15 protein-coding genes are annotated in these 14,972 nt (G+C 70.4%); 5 read left to right on the top strand and 10 right to left on the bottom strand.

The features are described 5' to 3' along the window. Nucleotides 1-60 precede the first annotated feature (60 nt). The gene (locus RIN43_RS09555; RefSeq protein WP_309128675.1) at nucleotides 61-873 is read left to right on the top strand and encodes a ParA family protein; all 813 of its coding nucleotides are present in this window, start codon (nucleotides 61-63) and stop codon (nucleotides 871-873) included. Nucleotides 874-994: 121 nt separating this feature from the next. Here RIN43_RS09555 and RIN43_RS09560 read toward each other — a convergent pair whose 3' ends face one another. From RIN43_RS09560 to RIN43_RS09570, 3 genes are all read right to left on the bottom strand, one after another. Beyond that, nucleotides 995-1,540, bottom strand: coding sequence for a MerR family transcriptional regulator (locus RIN43_RS09560; RefSeq protein WP_309128676.1), 546 nt, complete (start codon nucleotides 1,538-1,540; stop codon nucleotides 995-997). A gap of 117 nt (nucleotides 1,541-1,657) precedes the next feature. Further along, nucleotides 1,658-2,347 (bottom strand): MerR family transcriptional regulator, encoded by a 690-nt coding sequence (locus RIN43_RS09565; RefSeq protein ID WP_309128677.1) that lies wholly within the window; start codon nucleotides 2,345-2,347, stop codon nucleotides 1,658-1,660. Continuing rightward, a complete protein-coding gene (locus RIN43_RS09570) occupies nucleotides 2,347-2,823 on the bottom strand; it encodes an FHA domain-containing protein (protein ID WP_309128678.1) in 477 nt (158 codons plus the stop codon). Before RIN43_RS09570 ends, RIN43_RS09565 begins: the two co-directional genes overlap by 1 nt. A gap of 110 nt (nucleotides 2,824-2,933) precedes the next feature. On the opposite strand from RIN43_RS09570, the gene lpdA reads away from it, so the two are divergent. Then, nucleotides 2,934-4,331 (top strand): dihydrolipoyl dehydrogenase, encoded by a 1,398-nt coding sequence (lpdA, locus tag RIN43_RS09575; protein ID WP_309128679.1) that lies wholly within the window; start codon nucleotides 2,934-2,936, stop codon nucleotides 4,329-4,331. Between the two features lie 55 nt (nucleotides 4,332-4,386). On the opposite strand, the gene RIN43_RS09580 is transcribed toward lpdA, so the two are convergent. From RIN43_RS09580 to RIN43_RS09610, 7 genes are all read right to left on the bottom strand, one after another. Then, nucleotides 4,387-5,499 (bottom strand): NAD(P)/FAD-dependent oxidoreductase, encoded by a 1,113-nt coding sequence (locus RIN43_RS09580; RefSeq protein ID WP_309128680.1) that lies wholly within the window; start codon nucleotides 5,497-5,499, stop codon nucleotides 4,387-4,389. Then, on the bottom strand, nucleotides 5,486-6,208 hold the full coding sequence (locus RIN43_RS09585) for a methyltransferase domain-containing protein (protein WP_309128681.1): 723 nt from the start codon (nucleotides 6,206-6,208) through the stop codon (nucleotides 5,486-5,488). Before RIN43_RS09585 ends, RIN43_RS09580 begins: the two co-directional genes overlap by 14 nt. After that, nucleotides 6,208-7,362 (bottom strand): type III polyketide synthase, encoded by a 1,155-nt coding sequence (locus RIN43_RS09590; RefSeq protein ID WP_309128682.1) that lies wholly within the window; start codon nucleotides 7,360-7,362, stop codon nucleotides 6,208-6,210. Before RIN43_RS09590 ends, RIN43_RS09585 begins: the two co-directional genes overlap by 1 nt. A 117-nt stretch (nucleotides 7,363-7,479) precedes the next feature. Next, nucleotides 7,480-8,106: a CYTH domain-containing protein gene (locus RIN43_RS09595; RefSeq protein WP_309128683.1), complete on the bottom strand. Its 627-nt coding sequence runs from the start codon at nucleotides 8,104-8,106 to the stop codon at nucleotides 7,480-7,482. After that, nucleotides 8,096-8,311, bottom strand: a complete 216-nt coding sequence (locus RIN43_RS09600) for a response regulator (protein ID WP_309128684.1) — start codon at nucleotides 8,309-8,311, stop codon at nucleotides 8,096-8,098. The genes RIN43_RS09595 and RIN43_RS09600 overlap by 11 nt, the downstream gene beginning before the upstream one ends. Before the next feature lie 45 nt (nucleotides 8,312-8,356). Then, nucleotides 8,357-8,827 carry a prepilin peptidase gene (locus tag RIN43_RS09605; RefSeq protein WP_309128685.1) on the bottom strand — a complete coding sequence of 157 codons (471 nt, stop codon included), beginning with the start codon at nucleotides 8,825-8,827 and terminating at the stop codon, nucleotides 8,357-8,359. 55 nt (nucleotides 8,828-8,882) lie between these two features. Continuing rightward, nucleotides 8,883-9,173, bottom strand: coding sequence for a DUF1905 domain-containing protein (locus RIN43_RS09610; RefSeq protein ID WP_309128686.1), 291 nt, complete (start codon nucleotides 9,171-9,173; stop codon nucleotides 8,883-8,885). A gap of 103 nt (nucleotides 9,174-9,276) precedes the next feature. Here RIN43_RS09610 and RIN43_RS09615 point away from each other — a divergent pair, with 103 nt between their 5' ends. Genes RIN43_RS09615 through RIN43_RS09625 form a run of 3 tightly spaced genes read left to right on the top strand, consistent with a single transcriptional unit; the run spans nucleotide 9,277 to nucleotide 14,965 of the window. Continuing rightward, entirely contained in the window at nucleotides 9,277-9,993 is a 717-nt protein-coding gene (locus tag RIN43_RS09615; RefSeq protein WP_309128687.1) for a hypothetical protein, read from the top strand. Then, nucleotides 9,990-11,561, top strand: a complete 1,572-nt coding sequence (locus RIN43_RS09620; protein WP_309128688.1) for a DNA polymerase Y family protein — start codon at nucleotides 9,990-9,992, stop codon at nucleotides 11,559-11,561. Before RIN43_RS09615 ends, RIN43_RS09620 begins: the two co-directional genes overlap by 4 nt. After that, a complete protein-coding gene (locus tag RIN43_RS09625) occupies nucleotides 11,561-14,965 on the top strand; it encodes an error-prone DNA polymerase (RefSeq protein WP_309128689.1) in 3,405 nt (1,134 codons plus the stop codon). The genes RIN43_RS09620 and RIN43_RS09625 overlap by 1 nt, the downstream gene beginning before the upstream one ends. The last annotated feature ends 7 nt before the right edge of the window (nucleotides 14,966-14,972 follow it).

Consider the following 14,972-nt stretch of genomic DNA (forward strand, 5'->3'; position numbering starts at 1 on the left):
TCCACGCGCAGGGCGGGGGCTGAGTGTCTGTCCAGACTAGGGCACGGTAACGTGGAGGTCGTGCACGTACTCAGCGTCAGCTCCCTCAAGGGAGGCGTAGGAAAGACGACCGTGACCCTCGGTCTCGCCTCCGCCGCCTTCGCCCGCGGCATCCGGACCCTGGTGGTCGACCTCGACCCCCAGTCCGACGTGTCCACCGGCATGGACATCCAGATCGCCGGGCGGCTCAATGTCGCCGACGTGCTCGCCAATCCGAAGGAGAAGGTCGTCCGCCAGGCGATCACCACCAGCGGATGGGCGAAGGTGCATCCAGGCACCATCGACGTGCTGATCGGCAGCCCGTCCGCCATCAACTTCGACGGTCCGCATCCGAGCGTGCGCGACGTCTGGAAACTCGAGGAGGCGCTCGCCGCCGTCGAGAGCGAGTACGACCTCGTGCTCATCGACTGCGCACCGTCACTGAACGCCCTCACCCGCACCGCCTGGGCGGCGAGCGACCGGGTGATGGTCGTCACAGAGCCTGGCCTGTTCTCGGTGGCAGCCGCCGACCGCGCGCTGCGCGCGATCGAGGAGATCCGCCGCGGCCTCTCCCCCCGTCTTCAGCCGCTCGGCATCGTCGTGAACAGGGTGCGCCCGCAGTCGATCGAGCACCAGTTCCGCATCAAAGAGCTGCGCGACATGTTCGGTCCCCTGGTGCTGGCGCCGCAGCTGCCGGAGCGCACCTCGCTGCAGCAGGCGCAGGGCGCAGCGAAGCCGCTGCACATCTGGCCGGGTGACTCCGCTCAGGAGCTCGCGGCCGACTTCGACTCCCTGCTCGACCGCATCATCCGCACCGGCCGTGTACCGGTGCCGGAGACCGGCGCGCAGGCCTGACGCCGCAACGCAGGAAGCCCGCTCACGAGCGGGCTTCTTCTGTATGACCGCGATGGCGCGAGCGATCGGGCCAAAGAGTCGAGACGTCCGGGTCTGCGCGCAACGATGCTGCGCGAACCGGTTATGCCGTGCGCTTGGTGCGACGCGCGGCGAGCTCGTCGACGGGGTCGGGCGCCGTCGGATCGAATTCGACGAGAGTCGATTCCACTTCGCGCAGGACCTTGCCGACCGCGATGCCGAACACGCCCTGGCCGCGGCTGACCAGGTCGATGACCTCGTCGTTCGAGGTGCACAGGTAGACGGATGCCCCGTCGCTCATCAGCGTGGTGCCGGCGAGATCGCGGATGCCGGACGCGCGCAGCTGCTCGACGGCGGTGCGGATCTGCTGCAGCGAGATGCCTGTGTCGAGCAGTCGCTTGACGAGCTTGAGCACCAGGATGTCGCGGAAGCCGTAAAGACGCTGTGATCCGGAGCCACTGGCCCCGCGCACGGTCGGCACGACGAGCTCGGTGCGCGCCCAGTAGTCCAGCTGACGGTAGGTGATGCCGGCAGCGCGGGCGGCGACGGCTCCGCGGTAGCCGACCTCGTCGTCCATGGCCGGCAGGCCGTCGGTGAACAGGAGTTCGGTCACGAACCGCGGGTCGCCTGTGAGCTCATCCGCATTCATACTCAGTCCTCCCGTGAACGCCCAGACCGACCTGAGCGACTACCTCCACGCTAGAGCAGCCCACCTGCCCCGGCAATGACATCCGACGCACGGCGAAGGTGTGTCGCAATCGGTTCGTTACGAAAGCGCCCGATCCAGCGCCTGCTTCACCAGCATGCCGCGGACCTCGCCGATCCGGCCGGCCAGCTCGGGCGCCAATTCGCTCGCACGACCGCGCGAGGCGGCGTCCGTCCTGCGCAGCAGGGTGGCCAGCGCCGATTCGATGAGCGCGGCCTCGCGCTCGGCGTTCTGGCGCAGGCTGCGCAGGTGGCGCGGCTCGATGCCGTGCCGTGCCAGCGCCACGAGACCGGCCAGCAGCGTCGCCACCTGCTCGGTGTACGTCTCGGAGGCGGTGATGAGGCCGGCGCTGATCGCGTCGTTCAGCAGCTGCGGGGTCGCGCCGGTCGTCGACAGCAGCTCCTCGCGGCGGTGCCGGCGTGCGGCCGGCGCGATCGAAGGCGGGGCGACGACGCCGCGGCCCTCGCCCTTCGCCTCCGCCTCGTCGAGCTGCTCGCGGATCACGCTGAGCGGCAGATAGTGGTCCCTCTGCAGGGTGAGTGCGGCGCGCAGCCGCTCCACGTCCGAGGGCGAGAACTTGCGGTAGCCCGATTCCGTGCGCGAAGGGGTGACGATGCCCTGCACCTCGAGGAAGCGGAGCTTGCTCGAGGTGAGCTGGGGGAACTCCGGTGTGAGGCGAGCCAGGACCTGGCCGATGCTGAGGAGGCCCGTGGGCGCGGAGCGCTCTCGGGCGGCGCCGGCCGCCGCCATCAGCCGTTCGCCGTCGCGAGGTCGATCGGGGAGGCGAAGAAGTTCATGCGGAACTTGCCGATGCGCAGCTCATAGCCGTTGGCCAGCTCGCTGCGGTCGACGCGCTCACCGTTCACATAGGTGCCGTTGAGCGAACGCTGGTCGATGATCTCGAAGACCGAACCCGCTCGCGTGATCTCGGCGTGACGCCGCGACACCGTCACATCGTCGAAGAAGATGTCGGCCTCCGGGTGCCGACCGACCGTGGTGACATCGGAGTCGAGCAGGTAGCGGGCGCCTGCGAGGGCGCCGGCGCGCACGAGCAGCAGCGCCGAACCGGAAGGCAGAGCGGCGATGGCCGACTGCTCGGCCTCGGTGAGCTCGACCCCGAACGGCACGAACGAGAGATCCGAGTCGTGGCCGAACGTCTGCGTCACGTCGTGCCGCTGCTCGCCGCTGCGGCGGATCGCGCCGTTGGTGCTGTCGCTGTCTGTCACGGGTATCCCTCCTCCGGGCCCCCAGCCTAACGGATGCGGAGGGGTGATCGGGAGGCCCGATGTCGGTGACGAGCCGTCTCCGGGTGACCCGCAGACGATAGGCTGGAGGCATGCCACACTACGATGTCGTCATCCTCGGCGCGGGCCCTGGCGGATACGTCGCCGCCGTCCGCAGCGCTCAGCTCGGACTGTCCACTGCGATCATCGAGGAGAAGTACTGGGGTGGTGTCTGCCTGAACGTGGGCTGCATCCCCTCCAAGTCCCTCCTCAAGAACGCGGAGGTCGCGCACACGTTCAACCACAAGGCGGAGTTCTTCGGCATCTCGGGTGACGTGCACTTCGACTTCGGCGCGGCGTTCGACCGCAGCCGCAAGGTGGCGGAGACCCACGTCAAGGGCATCCACTTCCTGATGAAGAAGAACAAGGTCACCGAGTACGACGGCCGAGGCACCTTCACCGGACCGAAGGCGATCTCGGTCGCGAAGTCGGACGGCAGCACCGAAGAGGTCACCTTCGACAACGCGATCATCGCGACCGGCTCGACCGTGCGACTGCTCCCAGGGGTGCAGCTCAGCGAGAACGTGGTGACCTATGAGGAGCAGATCCTCAGCCGCGAGCTGCCCGACTCGATCGTCATCGTCGGCGCCGGCGCGATCGGCATGGAGTTCGCCTACGTGCTGTCGAACTACGGCGTGAAGGTGACCATCATCGAGTTCCTCGACCGCGCGCTCCCCAATGAGGACGCCGACGTGTCGAAGGAGATCGCGAAGCAGTACAAGAAGTACGGCATCGAGATCCTCACCTCGACGAAGGTCGAGACGATCACCGACAACGGCTCGTCCGTCACGGTGACCTACACCGGCAAGGACGGCAACCAGGCCTCCATCGACGCCGGCAAGGTGCTCATGTCGGTCGGCTTCGCACCCAACGTCGAGGGCTTCGGGCTCGACGCCACCGGCGTGAAGCTCACCGAGCGCGGCGCGATCGACATCGACGACCACATGCGCACCAACGTCGAGGGCATCTACGCCATCGGCGACGTCACCGCCAAGCTGCAGCTCGCCCATGTGGCCGAGGCGCAGGCCGTCGTCGCCGCCGAGACCATCGCCGGCGCCGAGACCCAGACGCTGGGCGACTACCGGATGATGCCGCGTGCGACCTTCTGCTCGCCGCAGGTGGCCAGCTTCGGCCTCACCGAGGAGCAGGCCAAGGCCGAGGGTCGGGAGATCAAGGTCGCGAAGTTCCCGTTCAGCGCGAACGGCAAGGCGAACGGCCTCGGCGAGCCCATCGGCTTCGTGAAGCTGATCGCCGACGCAGAGCACCTCGAGCTCATCGGCGGCCATCTGATCGGTCCCGACGTCTCCGAGCTGCTGCCCGAGCTGACCCTGGCCCAGAAGTGGGACCTGACCGCTCTCGAGGCCGCTCGCAACGTGCACACCCACCCGACACTGTCGGAGGCGCTGCAGGAGGGCTTCCACGGCCTCGCCGGGCACATGATCAACCTCTGAGCCACTGTCGCTCTCGACGAGGGCCCGGTCCGCGAGGACCGGGTCCTCGTCATGTCTACAGGCCGTTCATCGTGACCAGGCGGGCCGCGCGCTCGCGCAGCCGCTCGGATCCGAGCATCCGGATCACCGCCTCGCGGCCTCTCTGCTCCAGCGGCGTCGCCGCGGCGCCCATGGCCATGAAGAACGCCGCCCTGCGCTGCGCGTCGACGGTGCTGCGGGCGGTTCGGCGGTCGTAGCCGGACAGGTCGGATGCTCCGCCGTGCAGCGCGGCGAGCAGAGCAGGCGCCAGCCTGCGCGCATCGGCCCAGCCGAGGTTCATGCCCTGTCCTCCGATGGGGCTGATCTCGTGCGCGGCGTCGCCGAGCAGCACGATGCGCCCGTGCACGGTGCGCTGCACGCGATGCTGGGCGGCGACGAACTCCGCGGGGCGGATGCCGTCGGGGATCTCGATCCGCATTCCGGTGCGGTGCAGCACCGCTTCGGCGAACCATTCCCCGTCGAGCGGCTCGACCAGTTCGCGTACCACCCAGCGGCTCCGGCCGCCTGGGAGCGGGAACGACTCCACCAGGCCTGCCGGCTCGCAGTGCAGACGGGCGATCGCGTCCGGCGCGGGGTCGGTGATGTCGACCATGGCGTAGCGGGCGCTGCGGCCGCGGGCGCGCCAGCCGACGCCCAGCATGCGCCGCAGCGTGCTGCGCACCCCGTCGGCAGCCACCAGGAAGGAGCCCGTGAGCTCTCGGCGTCCGTCCGCGTCCGCGACCCGCACGCGCACCTGATCGCCGTCCTGCCTGGCGGCGAGCACACGGCTCCCCGCCACGACAGGTCTGCCCAGTCGTGCCAGGCGCTCGCGCAGCAGCGCGTGAGTGCGGGGTTGGGCGAGGGTGAGCACGGGCCGATCGTCGCCGAAGCGCACAGCGGCCAGCACGCGGCCTCCAGCGAGTACCTCACCGCCCTGCAGCCGGAGGGCCTCGGCGCGCACGGCATCGCCTATGCCCGCCTCGTCGAGCGCGGCGAGTCCAGGCGGGTGCACACCGATGGCGCGGGTGCGGTCGTCGTCGGCATCCCGACGCTCGCAGACCAGCACGTCCGCGCCTGATGCCGCCAGCAGGCAGCCCAGCAGCATTCCCACCGGCCCGGCGCCGGCGATGATCACGTCATGATCTGTCATCGCCGGCCTCCGCACGCAGCAGCAGCCGCGCCGGCAACCGCTGCTCGACACGCCATCCCTCTCCCGCGGCCGCCCGCAGCTCACCGGCCGTGTACGAACGGCGGATGCTGGTGAGCCCGTCATCGCGGATGAACGATCCGGCGAGCAGGGTTCCCGCCAGCGGCAGCGTGGCGGCCGAGAACAGCGCGTAGGCGGCGCGGCTGCGGGCGATGTCACTGTGGATGACGATGCCGCCCGGCGCGGTCAGCCTCAGCGAGTCGTGCAGCACGCCCGCCAGCTCGTCGGCCGTCAGATGATGCAGCAGATGATTGGACAGCACGACGTCGAACGACTCGCCGTCGCGCACGAGATCGGCCGTCGACGCGCACAGCCAGCGCACGTCCGCCGAGCCCTTCCGCCCGGCGGCCCAGCGGATCGCCCGCGCATCGGTGTCGAGGCCGGTGATCCGCGCGAAGCATCCGTCTGCGCGCAGCCGGCGCTGCAGGGCGCGGGCCAGGTCTCCTCCACCGGCCCCGACGTCCAGCACCCTCAGCACACCCTTCCTGCGTGCCAGCGGGCGGATGTCGCGTCGGTACACGCCCCGCCAGCCTGCGACGACGGCGTTGACCTGGGTGAAGCGCGCGTAGGTGCGCTCGAGCATCCGGACGTCGGCGTGCGGGTCGTCCATCAGCTCGCGCGCGTCGACCGCCCGCGAAGCGAGATCGGGCATCATGCGCGGGGTAGCACCGTGAGCAGCGCGCTCTCGGCGGTGAGCCCAGGCCCGAACGCCATCGCCGCCACTCTCTCGCCCGCCCGCGTGCCTTCGTTCTCGAGGATGCTGCGCAGCACGAAGAGCACCGTGGCGCTGGACATGTTGCCGCACGCCCGCAGGATCTCGCGCGCCGGCTGCAGTTGCGCGTCGCTCAGCGCGAGCCGGTCCTGCACCCGGTCCAGGATGCTGCGACCGCCCGGGTGAATCGCCCAGTGCGCGACGGGATCACCGATCCGGCCCTGCTCGAACGCTGCCGAGAGCTCGGGCTCGTGACCCCACAGCGGCCGCAGCGCCGTGTGGATGCTCTCGCCGATGATCTGCGGCACGGCGGTGGACAGCACCATCTCGAACCCGCTGTCACCGATGGTCCACGCCATGTCCTTCTCGCCCTGCGGCGCGATCGCGGTGTGGAAGCGGTCGAGGCCGAACGCCGGCACTGCGGAGTCGAACGTGCGCGCGGTGACCAGCCCGGCCGCCGCGCCGTCAGAGAACAGCGACGAGGCGATGATCGTGTCGGGGTCGTCCGACGAGCGCAGATGCAGCGTGCACAGTTCGACGCTGGCCACCAGCACAACCGCCTCCGGATCGGCGAGGCAGAACTGCCGCGCCGCGCGCAGCGCCGGCATCGCCGCATAGCAGCCCATGAAGCCGAGGTGGTAGCGCTCGACCGAATCGGACATGCCCAGCCCTCGCACGATCTCGTAGTCCGGCCCCGGGGCGTGAAAGCCCGTGCACGAGACCGTGACGACGTGCGTGACATCGGCCGCGGTCAGATCCGGGTCGGCCTCCAGCGCTCGACGGGCCACCTCGACGAAGAGCCGATCCGCTTCGCGGATGTACACCTCGTTGCGCGCCTTGGTGCCGGGGGCGAGCAGCCGGCCGCTCTCGCGGTCGTAGAACAGCGCTGTCGCGGCCTCGGAGCTCAGATCGAGCTCGTCGAGCACGGTGTGGCGCATCTCCACGCCGGAGCCGTTGAACGACGCCGACACGAGCCTCTGAGCGAGTCTGCCCAGGTCCGGCTGCGCGGCGAACACATCGCGTACCGTGCTCTGCTCGAGCGGCACTTCGGGGACGAGGGTCTGCAGGGAGCGGAGCTGTACGGTGCGGCTCATGCGCTCACTCAAGCACCCCGCGTCCTCCGGCGGAAGGGGGGTTGTGCTTCGAGGCGTTCATCCGGAAGCGGCCCGCAATGTCGCGCGGACGGGTCGCCTCGGCTCACTCGCGTCGGCTCAGAGGCCGAGCGCGCGGGCGAGTTTCGAACCCGACGACGGAGGGCGGCCTCCGGCGGAGAGGACGGCGCGCTCGACGGCCGCGAAAAACGCCGCGCGGTCCTCGTCGCCTTCGGGGGCCGCCGGCCCCAACTCCATCTCCCACTCCCGCCATTCGCGCCGCGTGCCGGAGCGGAGGTCGGTGGCCCGCACCCTGTCGTCGACGAACTCGGCGAGGATCCCGCCTTCCGAGCGCAGCAGATACGCCGTGCGGGAGTTCTCGATACGGGCGATCGGATGCAGTTCGCCCGTCGTCCACTGCGCGATCACGGCGGCGACGGCATCCGGCATCCGGTCGTCGTCGTCCAGCGGCCAGCCGAGTTCGAGACGACCGTCGCCCTGTCTCGGGCCCTTGATGTGCCATCCGGCGTCCGGTCCGCCGGTGCGCCTGCGCAGTGCGACGCCGTTGCGGGCGAGCGCGGCGTCCGCGGTGTCGAGGTAGCGGGCGTCGAGTTCGCGCAGCTCACCAGGGCTCACTTCGATCACGCCGGGAACGGCCGACCAGTCCGGCAGCGCGGTACCGGCGTCGGCGTCGTACTTGCGCTCGATCTCGAAGGTGCGGTGCGGAGCAGGTCCGTCAGTCGACATCGGGAACGATGTCGTCGCCGGACTCGGCGAACCAGAACGCGATCTCGGTCGGACCGTCGTGGTCGCCCGTCTTCGCGGGCTCACCCTCGCGTCGATAGGTCAGCTGCGTCTCGCTGTAGGGCAGGATCAGCGAGTCCTGGTCGGCGCCGTCGAGCGGGATGATCTGCCCGTCGAGCGGGCCGCCGTGAAGTCGTGCGAGTGCCATGCGTTCACCATAGTCCTCATCGCCGACGACGGCGGGAGCCCGGCGTCATGTGATCAGGATCGCGAGCACGGCTCCGAGGATCATCCACGGGCCGAACGCGATGCGGGTCCTTCTGGTGGCGCGGCGCATCAGCATGAGAGCCATGGCGAACAGCGCGCCGAGCAGGAACGCCGCCGCGGCCCCCACCAGCAGCGTCTCCCATCCGTGCCTGGCGAGCACGACGCCGATCACCGCGGCGAGCTTCACATCGCCGCCGCCCATCCCCTGTTTCGACGCCAGGTGCATGACGGCGTAGAAGGCGCCGAGCGCGAGGCCGCCGAGCAGAGCGCGCAGCATCCGCCCTCCGTCGCCGGTCGCGAGTGCCTCGATCACGACCAGCGCGACCACGGCGGCGAGCGCGGGCAGCACGATGCGATTGGGCAGCCGGTGCGTGCGCGCGTCGATCACGATCAGCCACAGCCCGATGCCGGCCAGCGCGATGTGCGCGATCAGCACGGCGATGTCGTGAAGGGGCATGCTCGCAGGCTAGGCGATCGCGTCGGATCGTCGCGGAGGGCTGTGGACAACCCGCTCAGACGTCGAGGATCTCAAGGTCCACGGTGACGATGTCGCCCTCCTCGATCCCCTGCTCCATGCGCACCTGCTTCTTCAGCGGCAGAACGAAGGCCGAGCCGCTGAAGAAGATCGAGGTGCTCCACTGCGTGTGGCCGATGCGCGCCCGCACGCGCAGCGAGCCGAATCCTCGCGGCGGGGCCGGCAGCTCGCGGATGTCGAGCGAGAGCTCCTCGGGAAGGGTCGCGAAGAACCAGGAGTCGACGCGCGCATTCCAGCGTGTCACGGTGCTGTCGAACTCGATCCGCATGCGCTCAGACTAACCCGATCGGAGAGGCCCGGTGATGTCGGATGTGCGAACTAGCCTCCGAAGTGGACTTGAGTTGTTCGAATCTTTCTTCGAGGATGGATGCATGGGGATCGGAACGATCGCGGCGCTCTCCCCCGCCGATGAACGGGCGGGGGAGATCCTCCGGCTGCGCCGTGAGATCGGCAGGATGCAGCGTCGTCGCAGTGACGATGCCGTGCTGCCGGTGGATGCCGCGCTGCAGTCGCTGCTGCCGGAGCAGGGCCTGCAGACCGGCACGGTCTATTCGGTCTCGCCCTCACCGAGCCTGATCTTCGCGCTGATGAGCGCAGTCTCGCGCCGCGGCAGCTGGTGCGCCGCGGTGGGCATGCCGACGCTGGGGCTCGAGGCAGCGGCCTCGAGCGGCATCGACCTGTCCCGCATGATCCTCGTGCCCTCGCCGGGCGAGAGGTGGATGGCCGTGCTCTCGGCGCTGGCCGAGGTAGTGCCGCTGATCGCGGTGAACCCCGGCACGAAGGTACACGATGCGGATGCGGCCAGGCTGGCCGCCCGGCTGCGTGACCGCGGCTGCACGGTGCTTGCCACCTCGCCGTGGCCGCAGAGCGAGGGACTGATCAGTCTGCACGACCCGCACTGGGAAGGTCTCGGCGACGGATGGGGGCTGCTCTCGGACCGCACCGTCACGGTGACGGCGCAGACCAGGTCGACGCCGCGACCGCAAAGTCTGAGGGTGCGCCTGCCCGGCAGCCTGGGCGGCGTCGAGTCCGTACCGGTGCAGACACAGGCGCTGCCCACCCATCCCAGCTGGGCGGCCGCGTCATGAGCGCGCAGGAATCAACCCGCATGCACGTGCTGTGGTTCCCCGACTGGCCGCTGCGGGCGGCGCTGGGCTCGGCACCTCCGCATCCGCCCACTGCGCTCGTGCATGCGAACACGGTGGTCGCGTGCACCGCCTCTGCTCGGGCGCACGGCGTGCGCATCGGTCAGCGGCGGCGGCTCGCGCAGGGACGCCTGCCCTCGCTGCGGATGCTGCCGCACGACCCGGCCAAGGATGAGCGCGCCTTTCTGCCGGTGCTGCGCCTGATCGAGGAGCACGCCCCCGGAGTGCATCTGCTGCGGCCGGGTCTCGCCGCACTGCGTTCGCGGGGCATCTCCCGCTATCACGGCGGCGAGGGCCAGGCTGCCGCCGCCCTGCTCGGCGTGCTCGCCGAACAGGGGTACCCAGAGGTGCGGATCGGCGTGGCCGACGGCGCCTTCACCGCCGAGCTGGCGGCACGCGCCGCGGTATCCGCCGACCGGCACCCGGCGTGGACGATCGTGCCCTCGGGCGGATCGCAGCGTTTCCTGGCGCCGCTGCCGGTGCAGGTGCAGGGCGATGAGGAGCTGACCGGCCTGCTGGTGCGGCTGGGCGTCACCACGCTGGGCGGCTTCGCCGCTCTCGACGCCATGGCCGTGCGCGATCGCTTCGGCGAGCGCGGAGCACGGCTGCACGCCCTGGCCCGCGGCGCCGACTCCCGGCCGCTCGCTCCCCGGCCTCCCGATCCGGAGCTGGTGCGGGAGATCGACTTCGAGACGCCGCTCGGGCAGACCGACCAGATCGCTTTCGCCGTGCGGCAGACGGCGGATGCCGTGCTGCTGGCACTGGCCGACGCCTCGCTGGTGTGCACCGAGGTGCGCATAGATCTGACGGACGATGACGGCGGCGTGTCATCTCGCACCTGGCTGCATCCGACCTGCTTCGACGCCGGCGACCTGGTCGACCGCGTGCGCTGGCAGCTCGAAGCGCTCGTGGAGAGCCTTCCGGCCGGCTCGGGGCAGGACGCCGATGCCGCTCACGCCTTCCGTGGCATCGTGGGCGTGCGGATCGCGCCCGTGGCCGTCGACGACGCCGCCCATCATCAGCCAGGGCTGTTCGGCTCCGGCACCGATGAACGATTGCACCATGCCGTCTCGCGCGTGCAGACCCTGCTGGGACATCGTGGTGTAGTCACCGCTGCGGTGTCGGGCGGGCGGATGCTCGCCGATCGTCAGGTGCTGACCCCCTGGGGCGAGCGGTCCGTCGTGGAGCGCGATCCTTCCAGGCCGTGGCCTGGTAGCCTGCCCGGCCCTTTGCCTGCAGAGGTGTTCGACCCGCCACGGCCGATCCGGGTGTCCGGCGCGGAAGGGCGGGAGGTGCGCGTCGACGGACGGGGCGAGCTGTCCCGTCCGCCCGCGCTCATAGACGACGAGGAGGTGGCCGCCTGGGCGGGGCCGTGGCCGATGCGCGAGCACCGGTGGGATGCCGAGCGGGCCGTGTCTGGGCACCGGTTCCAGCTGCTCGACGCACGGCACCGCGCCTGGCTGGTGTTCCACTCCGATGGCCGCTGGTGGGCCGAGGGCAGGTACCGCTGATGGGCTGGCACAACCCGAAGCTGACCTGGTCGGACCTGGAGCGCACGCTCAGCGCCCCGACCGAGGCCCCCGCATCCGCCGAGCCCCCACCGACCCGCGTCGATCCCGGCCCGCTGAGCAGGCACCGTCCGCCCGCCGAGCCGCCGCCGATCGTGCGCCCAACGGACGCCGTGCCGTACGCCGAGCTGCATGCGCACAGTTCGTACTCCTTCCTCGACGGCGCCTCCTCCCCCGAGGAGCTGCTCGCCGAGGCCGAGGCATTGGGTCTCACCGCCCTGGCCATCACCGATCACGACGGCTTCTACGGCGCGGCGCGCTTCGCCGAGGCCGCAGAGCTCACCGGGGTGCAGACCGTCTTCGGCGCCGAGCTGTCACTGGGCGCATCCGACGGTTCGGCGACACCCGAGCGCCGCGGCGAGCCCGACCCCGTCGGCGATCATCTGCTCGTCCTGGCGCGCGGGGTGGAGGGCTATCACCGGCTGTCGGGTGCGATCACCCGCGCTCAGCTCCGGGGCGGTGAGAAGGGGCGCCCGCTGTACGACCTCGACGATCTGTCCGAGAGCGCAGGCGGGCACTGGACGATCCTGACCGGATGCCGCAAGGGCGGCGTGCGCCGGGGACTCGCGCGCGGCGACGCCGAGACCCCGCTGCGCCGGCTGGTCGACCTGTTCGGCCAGGATCAGGTCGCCGTCGAGCTCATCGATCACGGCGATCCGCTCGACACCAGACGCAACGACGCCCTCGCCGAGCTCGCGAAGAGCCTGGGGCTGCCGGTACTGGCCACGAACAACGTGCACTACGCGGCTCCCGAGCGTGCGGGTCTCGCGGAGGCCGTCGCCGCGGTGAGGGCCACTCGCAGCATGGACGAGCTGGACGGCTGGCTGCCGGTGCACGGCAGCGCGCACCTGCGCAGCGGAGCGGAGATGACCCGCCGCTTCCGCCGCTACCCTGGTGCCGTCGAGAACGGGCTGCGCGTCGCTGCGGACTGCGCCTTCCCGCTGCGCAGGGCGAAACCCGCCCTCCCGCGGCAGAAGGTGCCCCCTGGCGAGACGCCGATGAGCCACCTGCGCAACCTCGTGTGGGCTGCTGTCCCCCGGCTCTACCCGCGTCTGGACTCCGACGGTCGCGCGCGCATCGAACGCGAGCTGAACGTCATCGAGGAGAAGGACTTCCCCGGCTATTTCCTCATCGTGCACGGAATCGTCGAGGAGGCGCGACGTCGCGGCATCCTGTGCCAGGGGCGGGGTTCGGCGGCGGCGAGCGCGGTCTGCTATCTGCTGGGCATCACCGCGGTCGACCCCATCCTGTACGGGCTGCCCTTCGAGCGCTTCCTCGCGACGACGAGGAACGAGGAGCCCGACATCGACGTGGACTTCGACTCCAGTCGCCGTGAGGAGATCATCCAGTGGGTGTACCGCGAGTACGGCCGGGAGCGGGCGGCCCAGGTGGCGAACGTCATCCAGTACCGGCCCAAGAACGCCGTACGCGACATGGCAAGGGCGCTCGGCCACTCCCCGGGTCAGCAGGACGCCTGGTCGAAGCAGGTGGACGGCTGGGGCGCCGGCCTCGAGCCGGCCGAGGGCAACGACATCCCCGGCGATGTGCTCTCGTACGCCGGTGAGCTGCTCAAGGCCCCCCGGCATCTGGGCATCCACTCCGGAGGCATGGTGCTCACCGCGCGACCGGTGGGCGAGGTGGTGCCGGTGGAGCACGCCCGGATGGCGGACCGCACGGTGATCCAGTGGGACAAGGACGATGCCGCCTGGATGGGACTGGTGAAGTTCGATCTGCTCGGGCTCGGGATGCTGGCCGCACTGCGGCACTGCTTCGACCTGATCGAGCAGTCCACTGGCGAGACCTGGACGCTGCAGTCGCTGCCCAAGGAGGAGCCTGCGGTGTACGACATGCTGTGCCGGGCGGACTCGATCGGGGTGTTCCAGGTCGAGTCGAGGGCTCAGATGGGACTGCTGCCTCGGCTGCAGCCGAGGGCGTTCTATGAGCTGGCGATCCAGATCGCCCTGATCCGTCCCGGTCCGATCCAGGGCGGTGCCGTGCACCCGTTCGTCAGGCGCAAGCTCGGCCAGGACGCTGTGACCTACGCCCATCCCGTGCTCGAGCCGGTGCTGGAGCGCACTCTGGGCATCCCCGTGTTCCAGGAGCAGCTGATCCAGATGGCCACGGTGCTCGGCAACTGCACGGCCGATGAGGCGGATCTGCTGCGCAGGGCGATGGGGTCCAAGCGCGGGCTGGAGAAGATCGACCGTATCCGCGATTCGCTGTACGCCGGCATGGCGGAGAAGGGCCTGAGCGCGGAGGCCGCCGACCGCATCTACGCGCAGATCCAGGCGTTCTCGAACTTCGGGTTCGCCGAGTCGCACTCGCTGTCGTTCGCACTGCTCGTCTACGCCAGCTCATGGGTAAAGCTGCACTACCCGGCGGCTTTCCTGGCCGGTCTGCTGCGATCGCAGCCGATGGGGTTCTACTCGGCGTCCTCGCTCACCGCCGACGCCCGTCATCACGGCGTGCGGGTACTGCGGCCCGACCTGCATGCCTCCGGTGCACTGGACGGACTGGAGCGCATCGAGGACGGACCGGCTCCCACCGGCCTCGACTCCTGCCTCGTCACCCCGCAACCGCCGCCTGGCGCCTTCGATCGTCAGGCTCCCGACGAGTCCGCGGCACACCGCCGCGACGGCCGGTTCGCGGTGCGGCTCGGGCTGAGCGGCATCCGCGGCATCGGCGAGGCGCTCGCGGAGCGCATCGTGGCCTCACGTGAGCAGCACGGCCCGTTCCGCGACCTGCACGACCTGGTTCGCCGCGCTGACGCCACCGCGGCTCAGCTGGAGGCCATGGCGACGGCGGGGGCGTTCGAGTGCCTGGGCCTCAGCAGGCGCGAGGCGATCTGGCTGGCAGGAGCCGCGGCCGACGACAGGGCGCGCTTCCTGCCCGGCACGGCCGTCTCCGTGCAGCCGCCGCTGTTCGCCGACCAGACCGGCTACGAGCGGCTCGCCGCCGACCTGTGGGCTACCGGGGTCTCGACGGACGACCACCCGATGACGCACTTCCGCTCCGAGCTGCAGCAGCGCGGAGTGCTCTCCTCCGAGCGGTTGCACGCGCACGAGGTGGGTCGCAGGATCGAGGTCGCCGGCATCGTCACGCACCGGCAGCGACCGGCGACGGCCTCAGGGGTGACTTTCCTCAACCTCGAGGATGAGCACGGCCTGGTCAACGTGGTCTGCTCGACCGGGGTGTGGAACCGCTACCGCCGGGTGGCGCGCGACTCCCCCGCCTTGATCGTGCGCGGCATCCTGGAGCGCTCCCCCGAGGGCGTGGTCAACGTGCTCGCCGACGCCTTCGAGGATCTGCGCACCGGCCTGGCGCACCGATCGAGAGACTTCCGGTGACGGCTTC

Source organism: Microbacterium sp. (assembly GCF_031178445.1).
Lineage (GTDB): Bacteria > Actinomycetota > Actinomycetes > Actinomycetales > Microbacteriaceae > Microbacterium.

Excerpts from the sequence above, each read along its gene's own strand:
- RIN43_RS09590 (WP_309128682.1), bottom strand. The coding sequence starts at position 7,362 with ATGAGCCGCACCGTACAGCTCCGCTCCCTGCAGACCCTCGTCCCCGAA.
- RIN43_RS09625 (WP_309128689.1), top strand. The coding sequence starts at position 11,561 with ATGGGCTGGCACAACCCGAAGCTGACCTGGTCGGACCTGGAGCGCACG.
- RIN43_RS09620 (WP_309128688.1), top strand. The coding sequence starts at position 9,990 with ATGAGCGCGCAGGAATCAACCCGCATGCACGTGCTGTGGTTCCCCGAC.
- RIN43_RS09585 (WP_309128681.1), bottom strand. The coding sequence starts at position 6,208 with ATGCCCGATCTCGCTTCGCGGGCGGTCGACGCGCGCGAGCTGATGGAC.
- RIN43_RS09600 (WP_309128684.1), bottom strand. The coding sequence starts at position 8,311 with ATGGCACTCGCACGACTTCACGGCGGCCCGCTCGACGGGCAGATCATC.
- RIN43_RS09610 (WP_309128686.1), bottom strand. The coding sequence starts at position 9,173 with ATGCGGATCGAGTTCGACAGCACCGTGACACGCTGGAATGCGCGCGTC.
- RIN43_RS09565 (WP_309128677.1), bottom strand. The coding sequence starts at position 2,347 with ATGGCGGCGGCCGGCGCCGCCCGAGAGCGCTCCGCGCCCACGGGCCTC.
- RIN43_RS09615 (WP_309128687.1), top strand. The coding sequence starts at position 9,277 with ATGGGGATCGGAACGATCGCGGCGCTCTCCCCCGCCGATGAACGGGCG.
- RIN43_RS09560 (WP_309128676.1), bottom strand. The coding sequence starts at position 1,540 with ATGAATGCGGATGAGCTCACAGGCGACCCGCGGTTCGTGACCGAACTC.
- RIN43_RS09595 (WP_309128683.1), bottom strand. The coding sequence starts at position 8,106 with ATGTCGACTGACGGACCTGCTCCGCACCGCACCTTCGAGATCGAGCGC.
- RIN43_RS09580 (WP_309128680.1), bottom strand. The coding sequence starts at position 5,499 with ATGACAGATCATGACGTGATCATCGCCGGCGCCGGGCCGGTGGGAATG.
- RIN43_RS09605 (WP_309128685.1), bottom strand. The coding sequence starts at position 8,827 with ATGCCCCTTCACGACATCGCCGTGCTGATCGCGCACATCGCGCTGGCC.
- lpdA (WP_309128679.1), top strand. The coding sequence starts at position 2,934 with ATGCCACACTACGATGTCGTCATCCTCGGCGCGGGCCCTGGCGGATAC.